Source organism: Shewanella sp. NFH-SH190041, from assembly GCF_024363255.1.
In the GTDB taxonomy this organism is placed as follows: domain Bacteria; phylum Pseudomonadota; class Gammaproteobacteria; order Enterobacterales; family Shewanellaceae; genus Shewanella.
In genome coordinates, this window is the sequence record NZ_AP026070.1 from 4,048,750 (window position 1) to 4,072,946 (window position 24,197).

Consider the following 24,197-nt stretch of genomic DNA (forward strand, 5'->3'; position numbering starts at 1 on the left):
TATTCAGCTTTAATTTCTGTTCTCTTATGCCTGTTTGTCTGCCAGCTCAGTTTCCAGTTGTGCTTGCAGGCTTTGCAGATAATTCAGGGTTAATGGCGCTAGGGCTTGGTAAAAGTCTGTTTTCGCCTTGCTCGCCAGCAGTGCAATACATTGCGGTGCAAATGGCATCAGGAATTCCCGCAGCAGGCGTACTATCCAAGCCGTGCTAAAGGCAACATCATCATAGCTGTCCATAAAGGCCGGAATAGTGCTTTGCCCCGCTTCATCACAATTTTGTGCCAACGCATTGGCAACCACTGCCAGCATCAAGCCGAGGTGATCCACAGGTTCATTACGGGTGGCATCCAGCTCTAATCCGGTATCACGGTAAAACTGTGCCAATGCCTGGGTGCTGACATCATTGAGCAGGCCGGTATCACATAGGTACACACTGCCCCATGGCGGACACAGCGGCACACCCGGGCCAACAAACAGCCGGGTGTAATCCATCTGCAATTCAGCCTGATTGGCATCACTGTTATCCAATGCCCGACAAGCCTGCATGACGTCAGGCGCACTGTCGCCCAATGGCCACTGCTCGGCAAATGGGATTTGAGCCACCATTTCCAGTAACTCTTCTCCCGGAGGCTCAAACCAAAGGTTATGAAGAATTTGGGCCATGGCTTGCAGTTCAATGCGATTGATCGACATAGGTGTTTCTCTTAAAAATTCGGTATGTAATAACAAGCAGAGTTTACCCTTGAAGCACCTTTACCTTAAGTACTTCAGGGGTAAACACGTCTATAAATCACATTCAATCAAGAGTAAAGACAACCAAGAAAAGACAAAAGCGCTAACCACGAAGTTCAGAAAGAACACGAAGATTAACAGCCAAGAGATAATCTCTTGCTCCTCTTCGTGTCCCTTGTGTTGTGAACGAAGTGAGCGCTTCGTGGTTAACAGCTTTTAAAGCTGGTATTAGTTTTATACACAGCCCGGTGAAATTAAACCTCAGCCGGGTTCAGTACCGACCCCTCAACCAGATCCAGCTTAGGCTCACTGCCAACTGGCCAAGGCTCACCGTAACAGATCCCTACACTTTCTTTCACCGGGCGGCCATGGCGGTTAGCCTTAATAATCAGATTGGGCTTAGTAATGTCCGGTGATGGCAGCGGCGCAATATGCCCATCGCCCTCACCATACTTGGCTTTCAGGTTGTCCATAGTGTCGAAGTCCAGCGCCCGCAGCGGGCAGGATTCAACACAAATGGGCTGACGGCCGATGGCCAGGCGGTCAAAACAACCGTCACACTTGGTCATCACTTTACGCTCAGGGTCCAGCTGCGGCGCATCATAGGGGCAGGCGCAGGCACAGCTTTCACAGCCGATACACAGATCCTGCTTAATGTGCACCAAGCCATCTTCCTTGCGCTTATGCATCGCCCCGGTTGGGCAATATTTCACACAGGCTGGCTCACTACAGTGGTTACAGCCAATCGACATATAATAAGCAAACACGTTTTGCTCAAAACTGCCGTCAGCATTAGCCGTCCACTCACCGCCACCATATTCATATACCCGACGCCACAACACACCTTTCATGGCCGAAATGCCCTTAGCACCCTCACCTTCGCCCCGCTGGGAGCCAACCATGCGATCCTTACAGGCCACATGACAGGTTTTACAACCGGTGCACTTGGTGGTGTCGAGGTAAAAACCATACTGCTTATCAACTTTCATGGATTATGCCTCCTGCTTCGCGGCAATCTGTACCCGGTTGGTGTGCTGGGGATTCCCCTTCACGATCGGCGTAGGGTGATACTTGGTCAGCACATTTAATGCTCCGTTAGTGTCCACCGGCCTACCCTTATGGTCTTGCTCCGTCCCTGGCTTATACCAGCGGCCCTCCCCCATGGCCGCCACACCCGGCGCGATCCGTGGCGTAATACGTACCGGCAGTTCCGTCATGCCCCGGTCATTCCATACCCGTACTGTCTCGCCGGACGTCAGATTACGTGCGGCGGCATCCATAGGATTCATCCATACCGCATCTTCCACCGCTTCACGCAACCAAGGCACATTGTCATAACTGGAGTGCACCCGCCCCTTGGTGTGGTAACCAATCAGCTGCAATGGATACTCCACTGCGGTTTCTTTATCTTCATAACCTTCCCAGGTCACCACATACTGGGGCAGCGGCGTGATCTTGTATCTGTCACTGAGCTGCTCAGCGCTGAAACGCTGTTTCTCTTCTGCTGACCAGTAATCTTGCAGCTGCCAGTTAGCGCGGCGATCGGCCATGGTCAGCGAGTAGATCTCGATTTTTCCGGAAGGGGTTTTAACCCCATAAGCATCTTCCCGGCCGGCAACCCAGTCCTGCAACACCACAAAACTTTCAGGCATATATTTGCGGAATACCCCCTGTTGGGTGGCTTCAGCATAGGTCGGCGGCAGGCCGATATCCGGGTTATTCGCCCGGGTGGCGGCATACAGCTCATTGTTCCAGTCGGCGACGGTTTTACCTTCGGTGTAATCATCACAGCCCATGGCATTGGCTAACCCGGCGCAAATGTCATACATATTCTTCGCTTCGCCCAGAGGCTTAACCGCCGTGCTCATCATGGTCATATACCCCATCTGCCCGGAAGCATATGAATCGCCGGCCAAATCATCTGACTCCAGCCAGGTGGCAGCGGGCAGAATATAGTCGGCATATCGTGCCGAGGGGGTCATCCAACAATCACACACCACGATCAATTCACACTTGCTGGTATCAGCCAAAATGGCGGTGGTGCCATTAATGTCTGAGTGCTGGTTCACAATGGCATTACCACTGACATTGATAATCGCCTTGATATTGCTATCCAGCTTATCCGCCCCTTTCAGGTTATGGCTGTAGGGGGTAAATTCCTTGCCCCGCTCAATGGCCTCAGCGAAGGTAAACACAGGAATAGTCGCCTTCACAGCATTGTTGCCAATATCAATTCCGGCCACGCCCAGACCATAATTCATCGGCATACCGCCGGTATTCACACCGGGCTGCCCCAGCTTACCGGTCAAAATCGACAGCATATACAGGGCGCGCACCGCCTGATCACCATTGGCATGACGGCTCACGCCAGCGCCGATGCTGACATAGGGCGCTTTAGCCGCCATCAGTGCTGCGGCCAGTTCACGGATCTGCGCGGCACTGATACCACAGCGAGCCGCTGCCCATTCCGGCGTACGAGCCAACCCGGTATAGGTACCGAGGATATAATCTTTGTAGTTTTCTTTGGGATCGATCAGCGCGGCATAACGCTGCTGCTCGGCATCATCCGATGCCGCCCACTGCGCCTTAAAGCTGTCCAGCGAAGCAAAGTCATAGCCCAAACAGTGCTGATCCAAAAAGGCTTTGGAATTGGCATCAATCCAACCGGAGGTGATCATCTCCCACGCCACCGCCTCAGCTAATGCGGCATCGGTTCCCGGGCGGATCGGCATCCACTTGTGCTCTTTGCCCAACATGGAGTCGGTATAACGGGTATCAATCATGTACACCTTGATATCCCCGGGATGATTATGCAGCGCCTGAATAAAATCGTAGCCTTCACCACTGCCGCTCATACGCATTTCATTGGGGTTAAAGGCGATCCCGATAAACAGATCCGCATTGGCAATTTCCGCCAATCGCGAGCCATAGTAAGCATGGCCGGCATCGCCGTAAGTGGCTTCAGCCGCGGAATACAGCTGCGCCCAGGAGTAATCCCAGTGGTGATCCAGATAACCGCCGGTTTTATTCAATAACCGTTGCCACACCTGATAACCGGCAAAACCATAATAGGCACCGCTGCGATAATGGAAATAGGTCGAGGCGGGGCCATGCTTGGCACGGATCTGATTGAGTTTTTCACCCACTTCCCGATAAGCCTGCTCCCAGCTGATAGCGACAAACTGATCCACTTCACCGCTGCGGGTAGCACCAATGCGCTTCATCGGCGTGCGCAGACGATCCGGCGCATAGGTTCGCTGCCGCAATGAACGGCCTCGGGTACAGCAACGGATCTGATGATTGTCACCATACTGATCTGAGGTTTCATGATCGGTTTCAATACGGGTGATCACGCCATCGCGGCTGAACACCTTAATAGGACAGTTGGAACCACAGTTCACCAGACAGGCGGACCAGTTCTGCATTTCTTCACCGGTTGGCTGCAGCGGTTTGGTAAAGACGGGATCTTTCCCGCTTGGGCTGCACGCGCTAACCGTAGCAGCACACCCCATAGCGGCACTCATTTTCAAGAAAGTTCTGCGTTCCAAATTTCAAATCCTTATCAGCCTGCGAAAAGACGGCCCCGGTATCAGGCATCAGCCCGGGGATACGATTCATGGAGAGGGTTTGTCCTACGCATGCTCAGCCCGGTTTAGAAATGCGATTTATCAAATGCATCAGACAAATGTGATGGCAAGTGCAGACCGGGGTTATGGCATCCGGCCTGCACTTATTCCCTGGCCTTTCTCTCTGGTATGACGCCGCCTGATCCCGGCAGCGTGTTTTGCAACGCGGCTATTGTAAAAGAGTCAATTGCAAAAACTGGATTTGTTATATTCTGATTTTGAAATATTGCGCAGAATCACCCATAAGCCGCTGATTTTGATGTTTGATCACAAAATAATTGTGACAACACGGCAAACGCCACATGTGTAACCAATTGATTTTTAAGATGTTCAAATAGCGATTCAGTAAACGCTGATACAGAGGTAAGCAAAGAGAAATAAAACTGTAATAACAGACGATTAGCGCCCAAAACCCGGCTGTGAGCCGGGTCAAAATTTCGGCAAAAACAAGCCGATTTTAAGCGATTGGCAGCTTGGCTATGTCACTGACAGATGTCAGATCTTCGCTCCCAATACTAACAATATCGTTTACAGAGAGCGGGAATCACTATGGCAAATACCAATCTGTATCTAAGATGGGGATAAACTCAGTCATCGATTCGTATTACTATGATGGCTAGTGTTTTATTGTAGGCAAACCTCAGGTATGAACAGCTGGCCAGATATGCTGGCAGCAGAAAAAAGCCAAGCTTACTTTATTGATACCCTGAAATATATCGCCCATCGAAGGGCTGAAGGCGTTCCAGTTTATCCTCCTCAAGCTGATGTGTTTAATGCCTTTGCAGCTACGCAATTTGAACAAGTGAAAGTGGTGATTCTGGGGCAAGATCCTTACCATGGTCTGGGACAGGCTCATGGATTAAGTTTTTCTGTCCGTCCGGGGATCCAGCCGCCACCGTCTCTGCTGAATATCTACCAGGAACTGAGTCATGATATTGCCGGGTTTGCTTTACCCGAACATGGCTGCCTGCAATCTTGGGCAAATCAAGGCGTGTTATTGCTCAACACGGTACTGACAGTGGAAGCTGGACGTCCTAACTCCCATCAACAACTGGGCTGGGAGCGCTTTACTGATAAAGTGATTGCACAACTTAATCAACATAGAGAAGGCTTGGTATTTCTGCTCTGGGGTTCCCATGCCCGGCGTAAAGGTCAGGGGATAGATCCACACCGCCATCATATTCTTATCGCACCACACCCATCACCGTTATCTGCCCATCGCGGATTTTTTGGCTGCCGCCATTTTTCCCGAACCAATCAGCTACTGCTTGCGCAAGGGCTGACACAGATCAATTGGCAAATCTAAGCTGTGTTAGTTATCAGATCTTGTCGCGATAATGCCGCACAATAAGCGGCTTTATTACATGGCTTAAGCCAAAATTTCCGCGCCATATCACACCGCAGTCTAATCGGCCTTCTCCCTTGCTGACACAGGTCAAAAATTCACATTTTGAAACTTTTTGGCAGCAATCAGGGTGGTAAACTGCACACAAACAATGATTTACTAATCACTAATTAACATCGCAGAGCCACTATGAAAAAAACACTTACCCTCGCTATTGCCCTGTGTTTCTCCGCCGGCGCCTTTGCCTCGGACCTACAGCAGGCAACTCAGGCCGCCGCCAAAGGTGATTACCAAACGGCCTATCAGCAATTGCTCCCCTTAGCTGAACAAGGGAGTGCTGATGCGCAATATCAACTCGGTATTATGTATTCCCGCAGTCAAGGCGTTAGTCTTGATACCAAAACCGCAGCCAATTGGTTTAAAAAGGCCGCTGAGCAAGGTAACGCCGATGCCCAGTATAATCTGGCCATCAGTTACAGCTTAGGGCGAGGGTTACCACAAGATGCCCAACAAGCTCTGCATTGGTTACAACAAGCAGCAGAACAACAACAGCCTGATGCGCAATTCCGCCTCGGCAGTTTATATGAACAGGGGCAGCAAGGACTCAGTCAGGACGATCACAAAGCACTGGCGCTGTATCAGGCATCAGCTGCGCAAGGAAACAGCGAAGCCCAATTAAACTTGGGCATGATGTTAACCAATGGCCGGGGCACAGATGTGGATCATATTAAAGCCCTTGAATGGTTCCAGCGGGCTGCCGAGCAGGGTAATGCCGATGCACAAAATAACCTCGCCATTATGTATGCTCTGGGTAAAGGCACCAGCAAAAATGAAAAAATGGCGTATATGTGGGCGAACCTGTCTCACTACAATGGTGGGCCAGGGGATGAGATTGTCGAAATTCTTAACCACACCATGAAATTTACCGACATCCGTCAAGCACAAAAAATGACAGAAACCTGCCTGCAGCAGGGATTGCAAAACTGCAACACCCAAAGCTGATAACACTCACGTCCGGCAACCCACGCCGGACGTTTTTCATCATCATTAAGATAAGAAGGAAAAAAGGGACAGCAAATAACAATGAAGCTTTACCGTTCGCAAGGTAACTCACGCTCAATCTATTTCAATATGGTTTAGCATTGGTATTGCATTCATTTGAAAAATGCACGACATGGAGGAAGCTAACAATGGATAATTTGAGTTGTGGGGATAGGCTAATCAAAAATCCCATACTGACTACCAGTCGCGCATTGTCGGTAACGATATTAGTGATCATGTCCCTTAGCGCTTGTCAGCATAATATGGCTTCTAAATCCACCTCAACCGTATTATCTCCTCAGCCGACGCAAACGAGCCCCCAAAACCAGAGTCACACTCAACCGCATGTTTTGCCATCAAGATGCCAACCCGCAACGCCTCTCACTGCCGCGCAACAACAGTTATTAGATCAACAAGCTTTGGCGTATCAATATCTAGCCGGTTGTATTACCGAATATCTAAATGATCACTGTGAATATCAATGCCAAGCTGAGCAATGCCGACGTCAGCCGGAAAATTATCTCGGCTTTACTCTCTGGCAAGCGATATATCAAGATTGCCGGGCGCAATAAAATCTAACTCATACTTAAATACATAATTAAATACAGAATTAAATACAAACTAGGAGGAATTTTAACTCAGCGGAAATAGATAGAGACCTATCTCAGCATGGTCGGAATACTCGATTTAAACTAGTAAAGAATTAACGCGCGAAGTTACTATTGAAGCAAAATAATTTAGTACGCCAATATTAATGCAACACGTCCCTGTGCAACTTCACTATGAATATAAACTGACAATAGGATAATTTGGTAAATAACTGTTTTATTTATCAAGTATCCAACTTAATTATTTTACTCGGATAGGAATGGTAAAACTAAAACTGCGGCTATTGAGACTACCATGCAATCGGTAACCAGTATCACCGCGATCATCAAACTGCACTTCCCGGGTGACATATCCCGCAGGGTTGCTACTCGCAGAACGGAATGAAGTTAAGGCAAATATAGTCCCTATGGTCGAGCTGCCTTCGCGGAACTCATTTTTAGCATCAATATAGTTAGTGCCGGCATTCAATGTCATAATCAGTCGGATGCTATATGTACGGTGCAATTGGAATCTAAATATATTACAAGGTGTTGCTGTTTCATGACTGTTTTTAAAACTGTAAGCATAAACCACCCGATAATTATCAGTTGGATCATATATTTCTATTCGGTAAGCCCCTTTCAGATTACCCGGATTATATGAACCAGGTTGTGGTGGTCCTGCCTGCACACTGGTTGAAATCAAACACATTGCCAATATCAAAAATAATAGCTGTCTCATATTAATTCTATCTGCCAGAGTTTAATTAAGACTCTCTACGCTACCCCAGATGTTAAAACAAATAAAGATTATGTTAATGAATAAGCATATTTACATATAACCATTTGATTATTACTTTATTATTCATACTGTTTATTATTTTTTAGATAAATACTTCAGCAATGATACCGATTGCATATTTATATTTTATCCTTTTAACTCAATTGATAATCCCAGATATATAACTAATTTATTGATTATCTACCCTTGATAGACGATCTTCTTGTATCTCCCACAAGCTACATCAATAGCCAATCATACTCTCTTGGATGAACTTATATGATCTGGTTACAATTTTTTGCAACAATAACAACACCTAACAGATAAAATAGTCGTCTTTATTACATAGTTTGTAATTCTAGGCGCAACATGGATAAATCCTGCGTCAACTCTGTGACTTTTTCCGGGTAAATTTGAGGAAAACACGGACTGCAGGTACCATATTGCTCCAATTTGTATCTGAGGATGCTGTATGAAGTCACTGTTGTCTCAGCTCAGAGGATGTTTGGTCTTTACCGGGTATTTTATCAATACCTTGTTCTGGGCTGCGCCACTGTTAGTGATTAGCTTATTTAAACTTTTACCTATCAAGGCACTGCGGCACTTATGCAGCGGTATTCTCGACCAATTGGCCAGCGGCTGGATCAGCACCAATAGCCTGATGGAGCGCTGTTTTCATCCGGTCAAACTGACTGTCACCGGCGATACGGAGCTCGCCCGCCATCAATGGTATATGGTGGTCGCTAACCACCAGTCTTGGGTGGATATTTTAATTCTGCAGCGACTGTTTAACCGCAATATCCCCTTCTTAAAATTCTTTTTAAAACAAGAACTGATCTATGTGCCGGTATTGGGGTTAGCTTGGTGGGCGTTAGATTTTCCTTTTATGCGCCGTTATTCCACTGCCCAGTTGAAAAAGGACCCCAAGCTAAGAGGCAAAGATATTGAAATCACACGTAAAGCCTGTGCCAAATTTAAGCACCAACCGGTCAGCGTGATGAACTTTGTCGAAGGTACCCGCTTTACCTCGGCTAAACATGGAAAACAGAATTCACCCTACCAACACCTGCTACGCCCAAAAGCAGGCGGAATGGCATTTGCTTTGTCGGCCATGACAGAGATCGATAAACTGGTGGATGTCACCATCTGCTACTGCAATGGCGTACCCAGTTTTTGGGATTACATCTGTGGTCGTGGCGGTGAAATCCGGGTGAATATCAAGCTGCGTGACATCGATGATGCCATGCGCGGTGATTACCAGAATGACAAGGCATTCAAAAAATCCTTCCAGCAACAATTAAATCAAATTTGGCAGCACAAGGATCAAGTGCTCGGTCAGCTCAAAGCTGGCTGACAGAAAGAGGTTAATGCACACAATGTTGAATTTTTTACCCGGCCCACTGTTATATGCCATCAGTAGCATACTACTGGTACTGAACACCTTTGCCTGGGGAGGGCTTATCTTTATCGGCGGACTGATAAAGCTGCTGGTTCCTTGGCAAAGTGGCAAGCTGGCCATGACCAGAGCAATGAACCGGCTCATGTGGCTATGGGCCACTGGTAACGGTAATACCCTAAAACTAGTCACTCAAATAGAATGGGATGTTCAAGGGCTAGAACATCTGGACAAAAACAGCTGGTATCTGGTGATCAGTAACCACCTTAGTGCTTTGGATATTATTGTACACAGCTATCTGCTACGTAACCATATCCCCATGCTGAAGTATTTTCTGAAAAAAGAACTGCTGTACGTACCTGTGATGGGACTCAGTTGCTGGGCGCTAGATATGCCCTTTATGAATCGCACCAGTCCAGCAAAGCTAAAGCGTAATCCTAAGCTTAAAGGTAAGGATCTCGCTTCGACCCGTCGCGCCTGTGAAAAATTCCGCTATATTCCCACCAGCATTATGAATTATGTGGAAGGCACCCGTTTCACAGAGGAAAAACGTCAACGGCAAAACTCCCCTTACCGTTATTTATTACGGGCAAAGGCCGGCGGTATCGCATTTGCGCTGTCCGCCATGGGAGAACAATTTACTAATCTGCTCAATATCACCGTTGTGTACCCAGATGCACCCAGCGATATTATGGCTGGAGCGATGAAAGGCAAATTAAGTAAAGTTGTGGTGCGGATTGAAGCGCTGCCGGTTCCGGAAGTCGATGCGGATGAATACTTTACTAACAGTGCCTATCGGGCAACCTTCCAACGCTGGTTGAATCAGCTGTGGCGTGACAAAGATGAGCAGATCCACCAACTGCTGCTGGAGCATAATGCCAGCACCAGCTGTTATGCGCTGCATACTACCGAGCCAACTCAATCCTGAGTCGACTAGATAACATCTGCATCAAAGGCTGCCATAGGCAGCCTTTTTATTTCCCGTCCAGTTCAGTTATGCCTGAGGTCTCTCGCCCTTCCAATGCGGCTAACAAACTTTCAGCCTGAGCCAATTCCAACTCAGTAAATACCGTCACACCCGTCTGTTTTAATGCGGCCGCGGTTATCCCATCCCCCGGGATTACAGTGCGGCTGAAACTGCCATCATAAATGAGTCCGCTGCCACAAGATGGACTACGGGCTTTTAAAATCGCCAATCGGATCCCCTGCGCTTTCACCTTTGCCACCGCCAGTGTCGCACCGCGACGAAACTGCGCTGTCACATCCTGCCCGTCACAGGTCATTACTCGGCCATGTCCCTGCTCAGCTGGCGGGCGTGGGATAGGCAATCCACCTTCCACCTCAGGGCAGACAGGCACTAAGCGCCCCTGTGACTGCCACAGGGCTAAACAGGCAAGATCTAGGCGATTATCCCCTCCGTCATACCGTACCGGATGCCCCAGTAAACAACGGCTAATTAAAATTTTTTCCATGATATCTCCCGCTCCCCAAAGGCAAACACCAGTCTACTGAAGCCGCGCCCATCCCTCAAACAGGGGATGATTGTGATAACAAAGCTGCTAGGTGCCCCCGATTCATTGTCGACAATGATACCAATATCTATTTCCCCACCATTAACAAGTGTAATCAACAAGTACCAATTAAACCGCTATTTACAGTTATCTTTACAACTTAAAGTTACTTTTTGGTTAATTTATTGTTGACAACAACACGATAAAAGCCTAGTTTTTGACCATACAAAAAGGGAGCCAGCATGCGCAGTAATGGAACAGACAACCACAGCGTCACAATCAAAAGCGGTCGGCTGGTTGATCAGGTGCTGGCTGAACTGCAACGCCGCATTATCCACGGTGAACTGGCCCCGGGCAGCAAAATCAATGAGCAAGATATTGCCGGCGATTTTGGTATTAGCCGCGGGCCGGCACGGGAAGCTCTGCAAGCGTTAGAACGCCAGCGGCTAGTCGTCAGAGCGCCCCATATTGGTGCCAGGGTCGCCAGTTTGAGCATCAGTGAATTAAATGAGCTGTATCAACTGCGCAGCGTGCTGGAATCAATGGCTTGTGAGTTAGCCGCCAGTCGGATCACGCCGGCGCAATTGGACAAACTCAACACCCTGATTGCAGCCCAACAAACGGCGTTAACGGCAGAAGATAGCGATTTTCAACAGCAGCGCGATGTGGATTTTCACTACCAGATTATTCAGGCTAGTGGTAACCGCCACCTGCAGGAAACCCTGATGGGCGGGCTGTACCACTTGCTGCGCATGTACCGTTATCAAACCTCCAACCGACAGCGGCCAGTACAGGCTATTGCCGAACACAGAGCCATTGTTGATGCCATCGCGGATCGTGATGGCGAGCTGGCCGCCCTTTTAATGCGGCGGCATATCGAACAAGGCCGCATCAATACCGAACAGACACTGAAAACCATGCAGCAGGCCGACGCCGGGCTGCCTCCCATCGAATAAGGAATTGAATATGAGCGCAGGATTACGCTTCCGTCAGGCTCTGGCCAATGCCAGCCCACTGCAGATCGTCGGCACCATGAATGCCTATTTTGCCAAAATGGCTGAGCAAAGCGGAGTTCAGGCACTGTACCTGTCGGGAGCCGGGGTTGCCAATGCGTCTTATGGTTTGCCGGATCTGGGCATGACCTCGATGAATGACGTACTGATCGATGCCGGGCGCATTACGTCCGCCACCGATGTGCCACTGCTGGTTGATATCGATACCGGCTGGGGCGGCGCATTCAATATCGCCCGCACTATTCAAGAATTTGAAAAAGCCGGCGTAGCAGCAGTGCATATGGAAGATCAAGTGGCACAAAAACGCTGTGGCCACAGACCCAATAAAGCCGTGGTCAGCACCGCAGAAATGGTTGACCGTATCAAGGCGGCAGTGGATGCCCGCCGGGATGACAACTTTGTCATTATGGCCCGTACCGATGCCGTCGCCGTTGAAGGGCTGGAGTCAGGGATTGAGCGCGCCCAGGCTTATCTGGCGGCGGGGGCCGATATGATTTTTGCCGAAGCCCTGACTAAATTGGAGCAATACACTCACTTTCGGGAGGCAGTAAATGCCCCGATTCTGGCCAATATGACCGAGTTTGGTAAAACCGAACTATTTTCCACCCACCAGCTAGCCGAGGCTGGCGCAGATATGGTGTTGTATCCACTCAGTACATTCCGCGCCGCCAATAAAGCTGCGCTGGAGGTGATGCAGGCACTGCTCAATGATGGCCACCAGCGCAATGTGGTAGACAAAATGCAAACCCGCGCCGAGCTGTACCAGTTCCTCGGCTATCACGATTTTGAAGACAAACTGGATCGACTGTTCAGTCAGCCAGAGTAAACGCAATATTTCAGTGCAGTAACGGCTAACGCCGTATCACTGCGCGCCCTAACGGGCACCAGCAGCAGGGGCACGATGCCCGATGTCGTTGCTGACCATGACCGCAATGAATGCGGCTCATCAGGCACAAGAACGAACGCAAAGAGGGAACAAGCAATGGTCGATAAGAAATTAGGTGGCGCAGGACTGCGTGGGCAATCAGCTGGAGATACCGCGCTGAGTACAGTCGGCAAATCCGGCTCAGGGCTGACCTATCGTGGTTATGACATCAAGGATCTGGCGGCCAATACCCGCTTTGAAGAAGTCGCATACCTCATCCTCCACGGTGAACTGCCCACTCAAGTGCAGCTGGATGCTTACCGGCAAAAACTCAAGGGGCTACGTGCTCTGCCTCAGGCACTGAAAGATGTGCTGGAACGCATTCCCGCTGACGCCCACCCGATGGATGTGATGCGTACCGGCTGCTCTATGCTGGGCAATCTGGAAATGGAGCAAGACTTTAGCCAACAAAGTGACGTAGCGGATCGCTTACTGGCGGCATTCCCCGCCATCATCTGCTATTGGTACCGCTTCAGTCATGATGGTGTGCGGATCGAAACCGAAACCGATGATGAAGAAATCGGTGCCCACTTTCTGCACCTGCTGCACGGTAAAAAGCCCTCGGCACTGCATGCCGATGTGATGAGCGCGTCGCTGATCCTCTATGCTGAACATGAGTTTAATGCCTCCACCTTTACCGCTCGGGTATGCGCTTCCACCTTGTCGGATATGCATTCCTGTATTACTGGCGCCATCGGTTCACTGCGCGGCCCGCTGCACGGTGGTGCGAATGAAGCGGCAATGGAGCTCATTCAAGATCTACAAAACGAGCAACACGCCCGGGATACCCTAATGGGTATGCTGGAACGTAAAGATAAGATCATGGGCTTTGGTCACGCCATCTACCGCGAGTCAGACCCCCGCAACGCCATTATTAAAGATTGGTCAGCCAAACTGGCTGATGAGTTCGGAGACGACAGGCTCTACAAGGTTTCCGTTGCGTGTGAATCCCTGATGTGGGAACAGAAAAAGTTGTTCTGTAATGCGGACTTTTTCCACGCCAGTGCTTATCACTACATGGGCATTCCCACTAAGCTGTTTACCCCCATCTTTGTGTGCTCCCGCCTAACGGGTTGGGCTGCCCACGTGATGGAACAGCGGGCCAATAACCGCATTATCCGCCCCAGCGCCGATTACGTCGGAGAAGAGCCACGGGAAGTGACCCCAATCGCCCAGCGCAGTTAACGTCCCCACTGGGGCACCGGAGCCGGCAGTACCACTGCCGGTTTCCTGAGTATGGACGCCTGATGGACAGGCAACAGATGTATGGATAACGCCATGACTACGCCAGTAAACAGCCAATATCGCAAACCTTTACCCGGTACCCAGCTGAGTTTTTTTGATGCCAGAGCAGCAGTGGATGCTATCAGCCCCGGCGCCTACGATACCCTCCCCTACACCTCCCGCGTATTGGCAGAAAATCTGGTACGCCGCTGTGATCCACAGACGTTGACAGACAGTTTGCGCCAGTTAATTGAGCGCCGACGGGATCTGGACTTTCCTTGGTATCCGGCTCGGGTGGTCTGCCACGATATTCTGGGGCAGACCGCTTTAGTTGATCTAGCCGGGCTGCGGGATGCAATTGCTGAAAAAGGCGGTGATCCGGCCAAGGTCAACCCTGTGGTGCCAACCCAGCTGATTGTGGATCATTCCCTGGCCGTAGAGCATGCCGGCTTTGAGCCCGACGCCTTTGCCAAAAACCGCGCTATTGAAGACAGACGCAATGATGACAGATTCCACTTTATCAACTGGACCAAGACCGCGTTTAAAAATGTGGATGTGATCCCGCCGGGTAACGGCATCATGCACCAAATTAATCTGGAAAAGATGTCACCGGTGATCCAGGTGCGTGATGGTGTCGCTTTCCCCGACACTTGTGTCGGCACTGACAGTCACACGCCACATGTGGATGCCCTAGGGGTTATCGCCATTGGTGTCGGCGGGCTGGAAGCGGAAAGCGTAATGCTCGGCCGCGCCTCTTGGATGCGACTACCGGATATTGTCGGGGTGGAACTGACCGGCAAACCACAAAGTGGCATTACCGCCACGGATATTGTGCTGGCGCTGACAGAGTTTTTGCGCCAAGAGCGAGTAGTCGGTGCTTATCTGGAGTTTTTTGGTCAAGGCGCTGCCGCATTAACCTTAGGGGATCGCGCAACCATCTCCAATATGACTCCTGAGTACGGCGCCACCGCCGCCATGTTCTATATCGACCAAGCCACCTTGGATTATCTGCGCCTTACCGGCCGGGAAGAGCAGCAAGTCGCCTTGGTAGAGCAATACGCTAAACAAACCGGGCTGTGGGCTGATACCCTCAAGCAGGTGGAATATGAGCGGGTGCTGCGCTTTGATCTGTCACAGGTGGAGCGTAATATGGCCGGCCCATCGAATCCCCACGCCCGGGTCGCCACGGCAGAATTAGCAAGTCGGGGCATTGCCCAAGCGCAATACGACACGACAGCTCAGGATCAGATGCCGGATGGCGCGGTCATTATTGCGGCCATTACCAGCTGTACTAATACCAGTAATCCCCGCAACGTCATTGCCGCCGGGCTGCTGGCCCGCAATGCAGTACAAAAAGGGCTGGTTCGTAAACCTTGGGTGAAAACCTCACTGGCTCCCGGCTCCAAAGCGGTAGAGCTGTATCTTAAAGAAGCCGGATTACTCCACTATCTTGAAGCCTTAGGCTTTGGCATTGTCGCCTTTGCCTGCACCACCTGTAACGGTATGAGTGGTGCACTTGACCCGAGCATCCAGCAAGAAATTATCGAGCGTGATCTGTACGCCACCGCGGTATTGTCAGGAAATCGCAATTTTGATGGCCGCATTCATCCCCATGCCAAACAAGCGTTTCTCGCCTCACCACCATTAGTGGTCGCCTACGCCATTGCAGGTAGCGTGCGTTTTAATATTGAAAAAGACATACTGGGCAAAGATGAGCATGGTCAACCGATCACGCTGCAGGATATCTGGCCCAGTGATGCCGAGATTGATGCGGTGATCAAAGAGTGTGTTAAGCCCGAACAGTTCCGCCAGGTGTACCAGCCAATGTTTGATCTCAGTGTGGATTACGGCGAGCACAATGATCCCCTGTATCAATGGCGCCCACAAAGCACCTATATTCGCCGCCCGCCCTATTGGCAGGAAGAGGGCGAAGGGGCGCTGGCTGGCAAACGGGCGTTGACTGGCATGCGGCCACTGGCCGTACTGGGAGACAATATCACCACGGATCACCTGTCTCCTTCCAATGCAATTTTACCCAGCTCGGCGGCCGGGGAATATCTGGCGAAAATGGGGCTGCCGGAAGCTGATTTTAACTCCTATGCCACCCACAGGGGCGATCACCTCACCGCACAGCGCGCTACCTTTGCCAACCCCAAGTTGTTTAATGAAATGGTGCAGGAACCCGACCCGGACGGCACATTACAGGTGCAGCAAGGCTCGCTGGCAAGAGTCGAGCCAGAGGGCAAAGTAATGCGGATGTGGGAAGCTATCGAAACCTACATGGGGCGTCAACAACCCCTGTGCATTATTGCCGGGGCAGATTACGGCCAAGGCTCCAGCCGCGACTGGGCAGCGAAAGGAGTACGACTGGCCGGGGTAGAAGTCATTGTCGCCGAAGGCTTTGAGCGTATCCACCGCACCAATTTAATCGGTATGGGCGTACTGCCACTGGAATTTGAACCCGGAACGACCCGCCACACGCTGGGCATAGATGGCAGCGAAACCTTTGATGTTACCGGCGAGCGACAGCCGGGTACGACCTTGACACTGAACATACATAAAACCGATGGTCAGATCATCAAAGTGCCTGTGCTGTGCCGGTTGGACACCGCCGAAGAGCTGACAATTTATGAAGCGGGCGGCGTATTACAGCGCTTCGCCAAGGACTTTCTGGCAAATGCATAACGCCTAGGGGGAGCCAAGTTCCCCCATTATTCATGTCCCGCCATAAGAGAGACGACATGATTAAACGACTGTACCGATTGTTACTGTTAGCGACGCTACTACTGGCCGCACTGATCTGTTATCTGCTAGGGCAAAGCTCTGGGGCATTGGGCTTGCTTGTTCTGGGGATCACACTGGAACTACTGTTCTGGCTACAACTGCTAAGCCATCACACATCTAGACACAAACCAAATCAGGCGGAACATCACAAGGAATAAATCATGAGCGCTAAACCACAAATTACCCTCCCTGCCACCTATATGCGCGGCGGCACCAGTAAAGGGGTGTTTTTCCGTTTAGAAGATTTACCTCTGGCAGCTCAAACTCCGGGGCAAGTACGTGACGCCCTGTTGATGCGGGTTATCGGCAGCCCAGATCCCTACGGCAAACATACTGATGGTATGGGTGGCGCCACCTCCAGTACCAGTAAGTGTGTGATTATGAATAAAAGCGCTGTGCCCGATCACGATGTGGACTACCTCTATGGTCAGGTGGCAATTGATCACCCCTTTGTCGACTGGAGCGGCAACTGCGGTAACCTATCTACCGCCGCCGGCGCATTTGCTATTCATGCCGGATTGGTGGATCCGACTCGAGTCCCACATAACGGCATCTGTGAAGTGCGAATTTGGCAGGCGAATATTCACAAAACCATTATCGCCAAGGTTCCCATTACCCAAGGGCGTGTGCAGGAAACCGGCGATTTTATGTTAGATGGCGTGACCTTTCCGGCAGCGGAAATCGTGCTGGAATTTGTTGATCCCGTCGATGGCGATGGTGCCATTTTCCCCACCGGCAATCTGATCGACCGCCTAGAAGTACCCGAAACCCTGATTCCCGGTGGCGTATTGCATGCCACTTTGATCAATGCCGGTATTCCAACTATTTTTCTGAACGCCGAAGAACTGGGCTATCAGGGCACTGAGCTACAACAAGCAATCAATAGTGACAATGCGGCGTTAGCCAAATTCGAAACCCTACGCGCCATCGGGGCGGTCAAAATGGGATTAATTGACCGTGAGGAACAAGCCAAAACCCGGCAACACACCCCCAAAATTGCCTTTGTGGCACCGGCGCAGGATTATCAGACATCCAGTGGTAAAGCAATATCAGCGGGGGAGCTGGATTTACATGTTCGAGCATTATCCATGGGCAAATTGCACCATGCCATGATGGGCACCTGCGCCGTCGCTATTGGTACCGCTGCGGCCATTCCCGGCACCTTAGTCAATCTAGCCGCCTGCGCTCATGAGTCCAGTCAGCCATTATCATCAGTTACCTTTGGCCATCCCTCTGGCACATTAACAGTCGGCGCAAAAGCCTGTTACCAAGATGGCAAATGGCAAGTAAGCAAAGCCATTATGAGCCGCAGCGCCCGGATCCTGATGGCGGGAGAAGTGTATATTCCGGCGATGCCTGAATAAGTATCACCGCGAAACCGCCGCTCGGTTTAAATACAACCTGGTATGAAAAAACTGTGTCTGGGATGACCAGACACAGATATCTCGCAGCGATTAACCGAATCGATGCGGCACCGGCATCAACCAGCCAGCAGGCCCTGGTACCCGGCCATACTGAATGTCGGTGAACAATTGATAAATACGGCGCACATGGGGGCCGACCTCACCATCTCCCACTGTCACAGTGCGACCATCTTCAAAGACATAAGATCCCACCGGTGACACCACAGCCGCGGTACCAAATCCACCCGCTTCAACAATCTCACCGGCTTCAATATCAGCAATAAACTGATCCAACATAACAGTCTCTTGGCGCACTTCGCAGCCCAGCATGCTGCTCAATTCCATAATCGACAAGGAAGTAATGGACTTCAGAATGGTGTCAGTAAATTTAGGGATAATCACAGTGCCATCTTTGAGCACATGAAAATGGTTCATGGCTCCGACTTCTTCAATCTGGCGATTGTTAGCATCCAGATACAAGACCTGAGCAGCCCCCATTTCGGCTGCAGCTTTAGCCGCCCGCAATGATGCCGCATAGTTACCGGCCGCCTTAGAGGCTCCGGTGCCCCCTGATACCGCCCGGTGATATTGCGTGGTGATCAGCAAGCGAATGGCTTTATCAAAACCATCTTTGTAATACACGCCACTGGGGCTAAGCATCACACAGAAGGTATAGCGGCTGCTGGGACTAACGGACAGTCGGTCTTCGGTGGCAAAAATAAAGGGGCGGATATACAGACAAGCCCCGCTCTGACGTGGGAACCACAAGCGGTCAACATCAATCAGTGCTTGTATCGCCTCTACCTGCATCTCTTCTGGCAAATGGGGAATGCAAACAATCTCCCCACTGCGGTTCATTCGCTTGGCATTCTGATCAATGCGGAAGGTGTAAATTTCACCGTCATCATGCATAAAGGCCTTAGCCCCTTCAAAAATGGACTGGCCATAATGCAGTGACATGGTCCCAGGCATCAGCTCAAACGGCCCATAGGGAACAATGCGGGGATCCCGCCACTGGCCGTCATAATAATCCATCACAAACATATGATCGGTGCGGGTAACACCGAAGCCAACATTGCCAGTCGGGCAAAATGGTTCGGTGCGACGCTCAGCAGCGGGTTTTACGTTATAGGTTATTTCCATTGCATACCACCTTGTTGATTATTTCAGCAGACTAGAGGAGCGGCTGGAATAAAGTCAAGTAAGTCACAGTTACCAGTCATATTTTGCATCTGAACCGGTGTAAAGCCACTAATGCAAAACCGGCCTTTTTCGACTATCCAATCCCTTTTGCGCACAAAAAAGCAGCAGTAGCACATGCCGAACAGGTTAAACCCATTAGTTATGTAGGTGATAAAAGCAGCATATCGGCTGAGATAAAGAAGATGTTAATGCGGTAAAAGCTCGCCACAAACATTAACGCTGATTTCAACGCAAAATCACAAATGAATAATCCAAATACACCATTACTGTTAACTCTGTCACTTATTGGAAATATTCACTCTGGTAGTCGGGTTCCGGTCAAAGGTACACTCCTCGCCCGCGACTGACGTAGCAAATGCTATGACGATGGCTGCCAAGCCTGCCCAGAAAACTGGCTGATAGAGGCGAGTGATGGCAACGGCATGACGCTGTTGGCGCACAAAAGGATACACGTAAATTGGCAATCGGATGCCCATCCCACTACGTCGCTGCATGATGGACAAGGAATCAGTTTCAGGCAGGTCACCATGCCTCTGGATGCATGCGGCCGGTCACCCCGCCTGTCTGGCTTCCCAACGTAATTAAAAAAAGGGCGTGTCGATCTTTGAATGGACGAACACCTCCCTCAGTACCTAGGAAAAAGATGATGAACAACACTAAGTTTATGTTGTCCTTAGTGGCGGCAGCAGTCAGCATGAGTGGCTTTGCCGCACACGCTGACACCCAGGAAGATGGCCTGAAGTTCGGTGGTTCTGTACGCGTAAACTACAAATACGTTGAATATGACGAAGCCAACCGTAACAAGGGTGGCGATTTTGCATTTGATGTACTGACAGCAAAAATCAGTGGTAAACACGGCGATTTCGGTATGGAAGCGGAATACCGCATCGTCTCCGGTGACAACTTTATCCGTTACGGCTACGGCTATTACAACATTGATGAACACCAGCAGGTGCAAGTGGGTATTTCCCGTGTACCATTCGGTAACCCGGATTATATCTCCAACTCCTGGTGGCTGAGTCTGGGCTACTATCTGGGCTTTGAAGATGATTTCGATACGGGTATCAAATGGAGCTATGCTCGTGATGGCTGGAATACAGACGCGGCCTTCTACAAAGCACCGGAATTTAGTTCCAGCATCGCTGGCCGCTATGCCCCTGATATCTATAACGGCGAAGCTAACGGTAGCCAATATCACAACGAAGAATCCAACCAGTTTAACCTGCGTCAGACCTATACCTGGTCTTATGATCATGGCCGCACCATGCTGGGGGCATCAGCTCAATATGGCCAGATTGAATCAACCGATACCACTACTGGCGTAAAAGCAGATGGCGACCGCGTCGCGGCGGCTATCCACTTAGATACCCTGTACCAAGGCTGGAACCTGCAGCTGCAAGCGTTGCACTATGAATACAGCCCAGAATTAGGCCCTGACACGGGAGCTATCGCCATGGCCGTTTCTGGTAGCAGCTATGAAGTCGCCCTGAAAGGTCAGGTATACACCATGAACGTCTCTAAAGCGTTTAACACTAGCTACGGTGCCATGAAGATCTATAACGACTACAGCGTGATGACGCCAGATTCTGATAAGCCAGACTTCAGCAACAGCTACCAGAACGTCACAGGTGCCACGCTGAACAATGGCCCGATTTCACTGCAATTAGACTTTATCATGGGTAAGAACATGGTGATGTCCACCACGAACAATCACATTGGTATGACGCCGGGAGATAACAGCTGGGAGCATCGTGTGAACTTCAATATCGGTTATAACTTCTAACCGATAGGGGACTGAGCCCATCTTGCCATGGGTCAAAGACCTGCCAACGCAGGTCTTTTTTATTGGTCGGCGCAAACAGTGTCAGCTGGAGTATGATAGAAACAAATACCCGTTGGAGTGTGAATGATGCCTTCTTATCAAGCCATTGCCTGTGCCCGTTATGACTATCTGGAATTAGCCTGTCTGCGCCACTATCACTTACAGCTTGAACTAAGTGATGGCAGCACACTGACTGGCCGGGCAAGAGATACCCAAACCCGCAAAGACAAAACCGAATGGCTATTAGTTGAAACTGATGCCGGTCAACAAAGCTTCAGACTTGATACCGTTGTCGCAATAACGCCGACAGATCCCGGGGCTGAATTTGGCCGGGTTGAAATCGCTGGGCATCATAACGCCTGCTTTCCAAATGGTGGCCTGGCAGAGTAATCAAGTCCTTCGCCCCTAGTTCGGCTTAGCACTTAATCACTCAAGCCTGCTCCGGTTGCCGCCGGTCATGAAACTGGGTGAGCCATAATAGGCCGGCTGCCACCGCAAACACCAACAGCAAACACCAGATATACCCGAGGCCGAGATTTAGCAGTTGAAAACCTACCAAGGTTGCCGTTGCGGCGATCAGAGCAAATGGAATTTGAGTCAAAACATGGGTCCGGGGCTCGCAACCACTGGCGGTGGCACTGAGGACACTGGTATCAGAAATCGGTGAGCAGTGATCGCCAAATACTGAGCCTGCCAGCACGGCACTTAAGGTCGGCAACAATAAAGCTGGGTCTACCTGAGCGGCCACTTCCGCGGCAATAGGGATCATAATGGCAAAGGTGCCCCAGCTGGAGCCGGTGGCAAATGCCATCATGGCGCAAAGCAAAAACATTCCCCCCACCAGCACATGGGGGCTAAGATACAGATCCGCCCACCCTGCCAGCATGGATGCCACTTTTAAGTCCCTAATCACAGCTCCAATCATCCAGGTACAGAGCAAAATGCCAATAGCGAGCCCCATGGTTTTGACCCCATGCAGCAGGTCCAGCGCTAATGCTCGCACCGGCCGCCCCTGTCGCGCTAACAGCATTATGGCTACCGCCACAGCCAATAGTGCGGCATTGCGCATAGCAGCGCCAATATCTGCCGCCGCAAGCCAAGCCATAATACCTGGCTGTTGACTATGCTCAACCCCGGACCACAGCGTCAATAATACCGAAGCAATCAACAAGGTGAGCATCGGCAATAACAGCAGCCAAGGGGTACCGGGATCATCATGTTGACGTAAATCCACTTCCGGCAAGGCCGCGCCAAAGCCGACCCCGCTCCAGGCCACAAATAGCGAAATGGCCAAAGTCGCGATGGCGTAAAAGTTCATCTGTGCCATATCCATAAATGCGGTTAATGGCGTAACAGGTAAAAAACTGATGCCGGCAAGCAAGGCGATCAAATAAGGCCCCCAGCTGGAAAATGGCAGCAAGGAACATAATGGCGAAGCGTTGGAATCAACAAAGTAGGCGAGTTGCTCACGGCGAATACGATACCGCTCAGCTAAGGGTTGGCACACATGTCCCACCGCCAGACAACTGAAGATACCATCAATAAACACCAGCCAACCTAACAGCACCACACCGAGCCTAGCTTGTCGCCGAGTATGGATCCGCCGGTATAACCAATCGCCAAAGGCTACTACAGCCCCACCGCGCGCAAATAACTGGGTCATCATCCCCAACAGCACCATGGCAACAAGCACATTCAGATGCCACAACTGCCATTGGTCATTACGGTAAACCTGTTGTAGCGCAATGCGACCAAGATAATCTAATGTTGCCTCGGGATGAAAATCGGACAATAACAGGGCACCGGCGACAATACCCGCCCCCAACGCCAACAATGTCCGACGCAAAAATAACGCCAGCGCTAATGTCAGTAACAAGGGTAAAAATGCCAGCCATACAGCATCCATCCGGGTCTTCTCTCTTTAATCTGCAACTGACAGCCAGCTTGAAAAAACACCGATTTTCAATCAAGTACTGTCAATGATTACCGCAGCTTACCCATAATCAGGCCCAAAAGCATACAGAATGCCGATTTGATGAATATTTTTTGTGCAATTGGGTTATTCACCTATTCCTAAGCTGTATGTCACTGCTAGAATCACAGACTTATAGTGAACCCTTTGCATTAGGTAGGGACATCCCATGAGCTTTGAATTACTGTCAAAACTGGAAACTAAAATCCAGGCCGCATTGGAAACCATCGAACTTCAGAAAATGGAGTTGGAAGAAGAAAAGCAAAAAGCTGTTGAACTGCAACAGCAACTAGAAGACGAAAAACGTAAGAGTGAGCAGCTGCAACAGGAACTGCACAACTGGAACGAAAAAGTCACCGGTTTGGTTGGTCTGCTGAACAACGAAGTAGCCTAATCGCATTATCTGGTGTTGTGCCAGATAAAAACGGCCTCAATAACAATTGCTATTGAGGCCGATGATCACTGCTGCCGTGTGGGCAGCATGTTTCTGCTAAATACTGTTTGCCGCCTGGGTTTGCTGTTCGATCAGCTGATTCAATTCAAGCACGGCCTCCCGGATCTGGGGCAAGCTCTTCTTCGGCAATAAAAATTTACCCTTTTCAAACTCCAGACGACCCAAATTCTTGACCCACACCACCCCAGTGAAAAAAATGCGGGCATGTTTTACGATCAGTTTAGGGGCATATACCGGAAATACTCTCACTTGACCTCCTTTTTCTCTGTCCAGTACAAGCTGTCAACCCGTTCCCACGGCTGACACCGGCACATTTTATTGTCTCAGACTGTGCGCAATTTGCTGGCGCAACATCCAGCCACTGTCAGTCAAACTACTGTT

22 protein-coding genes are annotated in these 24,197 nt (G+C 50.3%); 14 read left to right on the forward strand and 8 right to left on the reverse strand.

Annotation, left to right across the window (positions count from 1 at the left end):
* Nucleotides 1-24: 24 nt before the first annotated feature.
* From NFHSH190041_RS18035 to NFHSH190041_RS18045, 3 genes are all read right to left on the reverse strand, one after another.
* A complete protein-coding gene (locus NFHSH190041_RS18035) occupies nt 25-690 on the reverse strand; it encodes a molecular chaperone (RefSeq protein WP_261923092.1) in 666 nt (221 codons plus the stop codon).
* 293 nt (nt 691-983) lie between these two features.
* A complete protein-coding gene (locus NFHSH190041_RS18040; protein ID WP_261923093.1) occupies nt 984-1,718 on the reverse strand; it encodes a DMSO/selenate family reductase complex B subunit in 735 nt (244 codons plus the stop codon).
* Between the two features lie 3 nt (nt 1,719-1,721).
* The gene (locus tag NFHSH190041_RS18045; protein WP_261923094.1) at nt 1,722-4,277 is read right to left on the reverse strand and encodes a DMSO/selenate family reductase complex A subunit; all 2,556 of its coding nucleotides are present in this window, start codon (nt 4,275-4,277) and stop codon (nt 1,722-1,724) included.
* Nucleotides 4,278-5,001: 724 nt separating this feature from the next.
* Here NFHSH190041_RS18045 and ung point away from each other — a divergent pair.
* The 3 genes from ung to NFHSH190041_RS18060 all read left to right on the forward strand — a co-directional run bounded on the left by ung (nt 5,002) and on the right by NFHSH190041_RS18060 (nt 7,313).
* Nucleotides 5,002-5,661 (forward strand): uracil-DNA glycosylase, encoded by a 660-nt coding sequence (gene ung, locus NFHSH190041_RS18050; RefSeq protein ID WP_261923095.1) that lies wholly within the window; start codon nt 5,002-5,004, stop codon nt 5,659-5,661.
* A 228-nt stretch (nt 5,662-5,889) separates the two neighbouring features.
* Nucleotides 5,890-6,702, forward strand: coding sequence for a tetratricopeptide repeat protein (locus NFHSH190041_RS18055; protein ID WP_261923096.1), 813 nt, complete (start codon nt 5,890-5,892; stop codon nt 6,700-6,702).
* A gap of 188 nt (nt 6,703-6,890) precedes the next feature.
* Nucleotides 6,891-7,313 carry a hypothetical protein gene (locus NFHSH190041_RS18060; RefSeq protein WP_261923097.1) on the forward strand — a complete coding sequence of 141 codons (423 nt, stop codon included), beginning with the start codon at nt 6,891-6,893 and terminating at the stop codon, nt 7,311-7,313.
* A gap of 277 nt (nt 7,314-7,590) precedes the next feature.
* Here the strand turns inward: NFHSH190041_RS18060 and NFHSH190041_RS18065 are convergent, their stop codons facing one another.
* Nucleotides 7,591-7,824: a hypothetical protein gene (locus NFHSH190041_RS18065; protein ID WP_261923098.1), complete on the reverse strand. Its 234-nt coding sequence runs from the start codon at nt 7,822-7,824 to the stop codon at nt 7,591-7,593.
* 757 nt (nt 7,825-8,581) lie between these two features.
* On the opposite strand from NFHSH190041_RS18065, the gene NFHSH190041_RS18070 reads away from it, so the two are divergent.
* Together NFHSH190041_RS18070 and NFHSH190041_RS18075 are read left to right on the forward strand one after the other, a co-directional pair.
* Nucleotides 8,582-9,463: an acyltransferase gene (locus NFHSH190041_RS18070; protein ID WP_261923099.1), complete on the forward strand. Its 882-nt coding sequence runs from the start codon at nt 8,582-8,584 to the stop codon at nt 9,461-9,463.
* Nucleotides 9,464-9,485: 22 nt separating this feature from the next.
* Nucleotides 9,486-10,433, forward strand: coding sequence for an acyltransferase (locus NFHSH190041_RS18075; RefSeq protein ID WP_261923100.1), 948 nt, complete (start codon nt 9,486-9,488; stop codon nt 10,431-10,433).
* Nucleotides 10,434-10,479: 46 nt separating this feature from the next.
* Here the strand turns inward: NFHSH190041_RS18075 and NFHSH190041_RS18080 are convergent, their stop codons facing one another.
* The gene (locus NFHSH190041_RS18080; protein ID WP_261923101.1) at nt 10,480-10,977 is read right to left on the reverse strand and encodes a DUF523 domain-containing protein; all 498 of its coding nucleotides are present in this window, start codon (nt 10,975-10,977) and stop codon (nt 10,480-10,482) included.
* 281 nt (nt 10,978-11,258) lie between these two features.
* Here NFHSH190041_RS18080 and NFHSH190041_RS18085 point away from each other — a divergent pair, with 281 nt between their 5' ends.
* The 6 genes from NFHSH190041_RS18085 (at nt 11,259) to prpF (ending at nt 18,326) form a co-directional block, all read left to right on the forward strand.
* Nucleotides 11,259-11,972 (forward strand): GntR family transcriptional regulator, encoded by a 714-nt coding sequence (locus NFHSH190041_RS18085; protein ID WP_261923102.1) that lies wholly within the window; start codon nt 11,259-11,261, stop codon nt 11,970-11,972.
* A gap of 10 nt (nt 11,973-11,982) precedes the next feature.
* Nucleotides 11,983-12,855, forward strand: coding sequence for a methylisocitrate lyase (prpB, locus tag NFHSH190041_RS18090; protein ID WP_261923103.1), 873 nt, complete (start codon nt 11,983-11,985; stop codon nt 12,853-12,855).
* A gap of 156 nt (nt 12,856-13,011) precedes the next feature.
* Nucleotides 13,012-14,139: a 2-methylcitrate synthase gene (gene prpC / locus NFHSH190041_RS18095; protein WP_261923104.1), complete on the forward strand. Its 1,128-nt coding sequence runs from the start codon at nt 13,012-13,014 to the stop codon at nt 14,137-14,139.
* An 81-nt stretch (nt 14,140-14,220) separates the two neighbouring features.
* Nucleotides 14,221-16,863, forward strand: a complete 2,643-nt coding sequence (acnD, locus tag NFHSH190041_RS18100; RefSeq protein WP_261923105.1) for a Fe/S-dependent 2-methylisocitrate dehydratase AcnD — start codon at nt 14,221-14,223, stop codon at nt 16,861-16,863.
* A 56-nt stretch (nt 16,864-16,919) separates the two neighbouring features.
* On the forward strand, nt 16,920-17,120 hold the full coding sequence (locus tag NFHSH190041_RS18105) for a hypothetical protein (protein WP_261923106.1): 201 nt from the start codon (nt 16,920-16,922) through the stop codon (nt 17,118-17,120).
* 3 nt (nt 17,121-17,123) lie between these two features.
* Nucleotides 17,124-18,326, forward strand: coding sequence for a 2-methylaconitate cis-trans isomerase PrpF (gene prpF, locus NFHSH190041_RS18110; protein ID WP_261923107.1), 1,203 nt, complete (start codon nt 17,124-17,126; stop codon nt 18,324-18,326).
* 90 nt (nt 18,327-18,416) lie between these two features.
* Here prpF and NFHSH190041_RS18115 read toward each other — a convergent pair whose 3' ends face one another.
* Nucleotides 18,417-19,508, reverse strand: coding sequence for a branched-chain amino acid aminotransferase (locus NFHSH190041_RS18115; RefSeq protein WP_261923108.1), 1,092 nt, complete (start codon nt 19,506-19,508; stop codon nt 18,417-18,419).
* A 703-nt stretch (nt 19,509-20,211) separates the two neighbouring features.
* Here NFHSH190041_RS18115 and NFHSH190041_RS18120 point away from each other — a divergent pair.
* Together NFHSH190041_RS18120 and NFHSH190041_RS18125 are read left to right on the forward strand one after the other, a co-directional pair.
* On the forward strand, nt 20,212-21,351 hold the full coding sequence (locus NFHSH190041_RS18120; RefSeq protein ID WP_261923109.1) for a hypothetical protein: 1,140 nt from the start codon (nt 20,212-20,214) through the stop codon (nt 21,349-21,351).
* A gap of 126 nt (nt 21,352-21,477) precedes the next feature.
* On the forward strand, nt 21,478-21,780 hold the full coding sequence (locus NFHSH190041_RS18125) for a Rho-binding antiterminator (protein WP_261925175.1): 303 nt from the start codon (nt 21,478-21,480) through the stop codon (nt 21,778-21,780).
* A 40-nt stretch (nt 21,781-21,820) separates the two neighbouring features.
* Here NFHSH190041_RS18125 and NFHSH190041_RS18130 read toward each other — a convergent pair whose 3' ends face one another.
* Nucleotides 21,821-23,296: a Na+/H+ antiporter NhaC family protein gene (locus tag NFHSH190041_RS18130; RefSeq protein ID WP_261923110.1), complete on the reverse strand. Its 1,476-nt coding sequence runs from the start codon at nt 23,294-23,296 to the stop codon at nt 21,821-21,823.
* A gap of 235 nt (nt 23,297-23,531) precedes the next feature.
* Here NFHSH190041_RS18130 and NFHSH190041_RS18135 point away from each other — a divergent pair, with 235 nt between their 5' ends.
* A complete protein-coding gene (locus NFHSH190041_RS18135; protein WP_261923111.1) occupies nt 23,532-23,756 on the forward strand; it encodes a cell division protein ZapB in 225 nt (74 codons plus the stop codon).
* Nucleotides 23,757-23,852: 96 nt separating this feature from the next.
* On the opposite strand, the gene NFHSH190041_RS18140 is transcribed toward NFHSH190041_RS18135, so the two are convergent.
* A complete protein-coding gene (locus tag NFHSH190041_RS18140) occupies nt 23,853-24,065 on the reverse strand; it encodes a DUF1107 domain-containing protein (protein ID WP_261923112.1) in 213 nt (70 codons plus the stop codon).
* Nucleotides 24,066-24,197: the final 132 nt, after the last annotated feature.

Coding starts and splice junctions, on each gene's coding strand:
- NFHSH190041_RS18070 (WP_261923099.1), top strand. CDS start 8,582: ATGAAGTCACTGTTGTCTCAGCTCAGAGGATGTTTGGTCTTTACCGGG.
- NFHSH190041_RS18055 (WP_261923096.1), top strand. CDS start 5,890: ATGAAAAAAACACTTACCCTCGCTATTGCCCTGTGTTTCTCCGCCGGC.
- NFHSH190041_RS18075 (WP_261923100.1), top strand. CDS start 9,486: ATGTTGAATTTTTTACCCGGCCCACTGTTATATGCCATCAGTAGCATA.
- prpB (WP_261923103.1), top strand. CDS start 11,983: ATGAGCGCAGGATTACGCTTCCGTCAGGCTCTGGCCAATGCCAGCCCA.
- NFHSH190041_RS18040 (WP_261923093.1), bottom strand. CDS start 1,718: ATGAAAGTTGATAAGCAGTATGGTTTTTACCTCGACACCACCAAGTGC.
- prpF (WP_261923107.1), top strand. CDS start 17,124: ATGAGCGCTAAACCACAAATTACCCTCCCTGCCACCTATATGCGCGGC.
- NFHSH190041_RS18080 (WP_261923101.1), bottom strand. CDS start 10,977: ATGGAAAAAATTTTAATTAGCCGTTGTTTACTGGGGCATCCGGTACGG.
- NFHSH190041_RS18135 (WP_261923111.1), top strand. CDS start 23,532: ATGAGCTTTGAATTACTGTCAAAACTGGAAACTAAAATCCAGGCCGCA.
- NFHSH190041_RS18125 (WP_261925175.1), top strand. CDS start 21,478: ATGCCTTCTTATCAAGCCATTGCCTGTGCCCGTTATGACTATCTGGAA.
- acnD (WP_261923105.1), top strand. CDS start 14,221: ATGGATAACGCCATGACTACGCCAGTAAACAGCCAATATCGCAAACCT.
- NFHSH190041_RS18105 (WP_261923106.1), top strand. CDS start 16,920: ATGATTAAACGACTGTACCGATTGTTACTGTTAGCGACGCTACTACTG.
- prpC (WP_261923104.1), top strand. CDS start 13,012: ATGGTCGATAAGAAATTAGGTGGCGCAGGACTGCGTGGGCAATCAGCT.
- NFHSH190041_RS18130 (WP_261923110.1), bottom strand. CDS start 23,296: ATGGATGCTGTATGGCTGGCATTTTTACCCTTGTTACTGACATTAGCG.
- NFHSH190041_RS18085 (WP_261923102.1), top strand. CDS start 11,259: ATGCGCAGTAATGGAACAGACAACCACAGCGTCACAATCAAAAGCGGT.
- ung (WP_261923095.1), top strand. CDS start 5,002: ATGAACAGCTGGCCAGATATGCTGGCAGCAGAAAAAAGCCAAGCTTAC.
- NFHSH190041_RS18065 (WP_261923098.1), bottom strand. CDS start 7,824: ATGACATTGAATGCCGGCACTAACTATATTGATGCTAAAAATGAGTTC.
- NFHSH190041_RS18115 (WP_261923108.1), bottom strand. CDS start 19,508: ATGGAAATAACCTATAACGTAAAACCCGCTGCTGAGCGTCGCACCGAA.
- NFHSH190041_RS18060 (WP_261923097.1), top strand. CDS start 6,891: ATGGATAATTTGAGTTGTGGGGATAGGCTAATCAAAAATCCCATACTG.
- NFHSH190041_RS18120 (WP_261923109.1), top strand. CDS start 20,212: ATGATGAACAACACTAAGTTTATGTTGTCCTTAGTGGCGGCAGCAGTC.
- NFHSH190041_RS18035 (WP_261923092.1), bottom strand. CDS start 690: ATGTCGATCAATCGCATTGAACTGCAAGCCATGGCCCAAATTCTTCAT.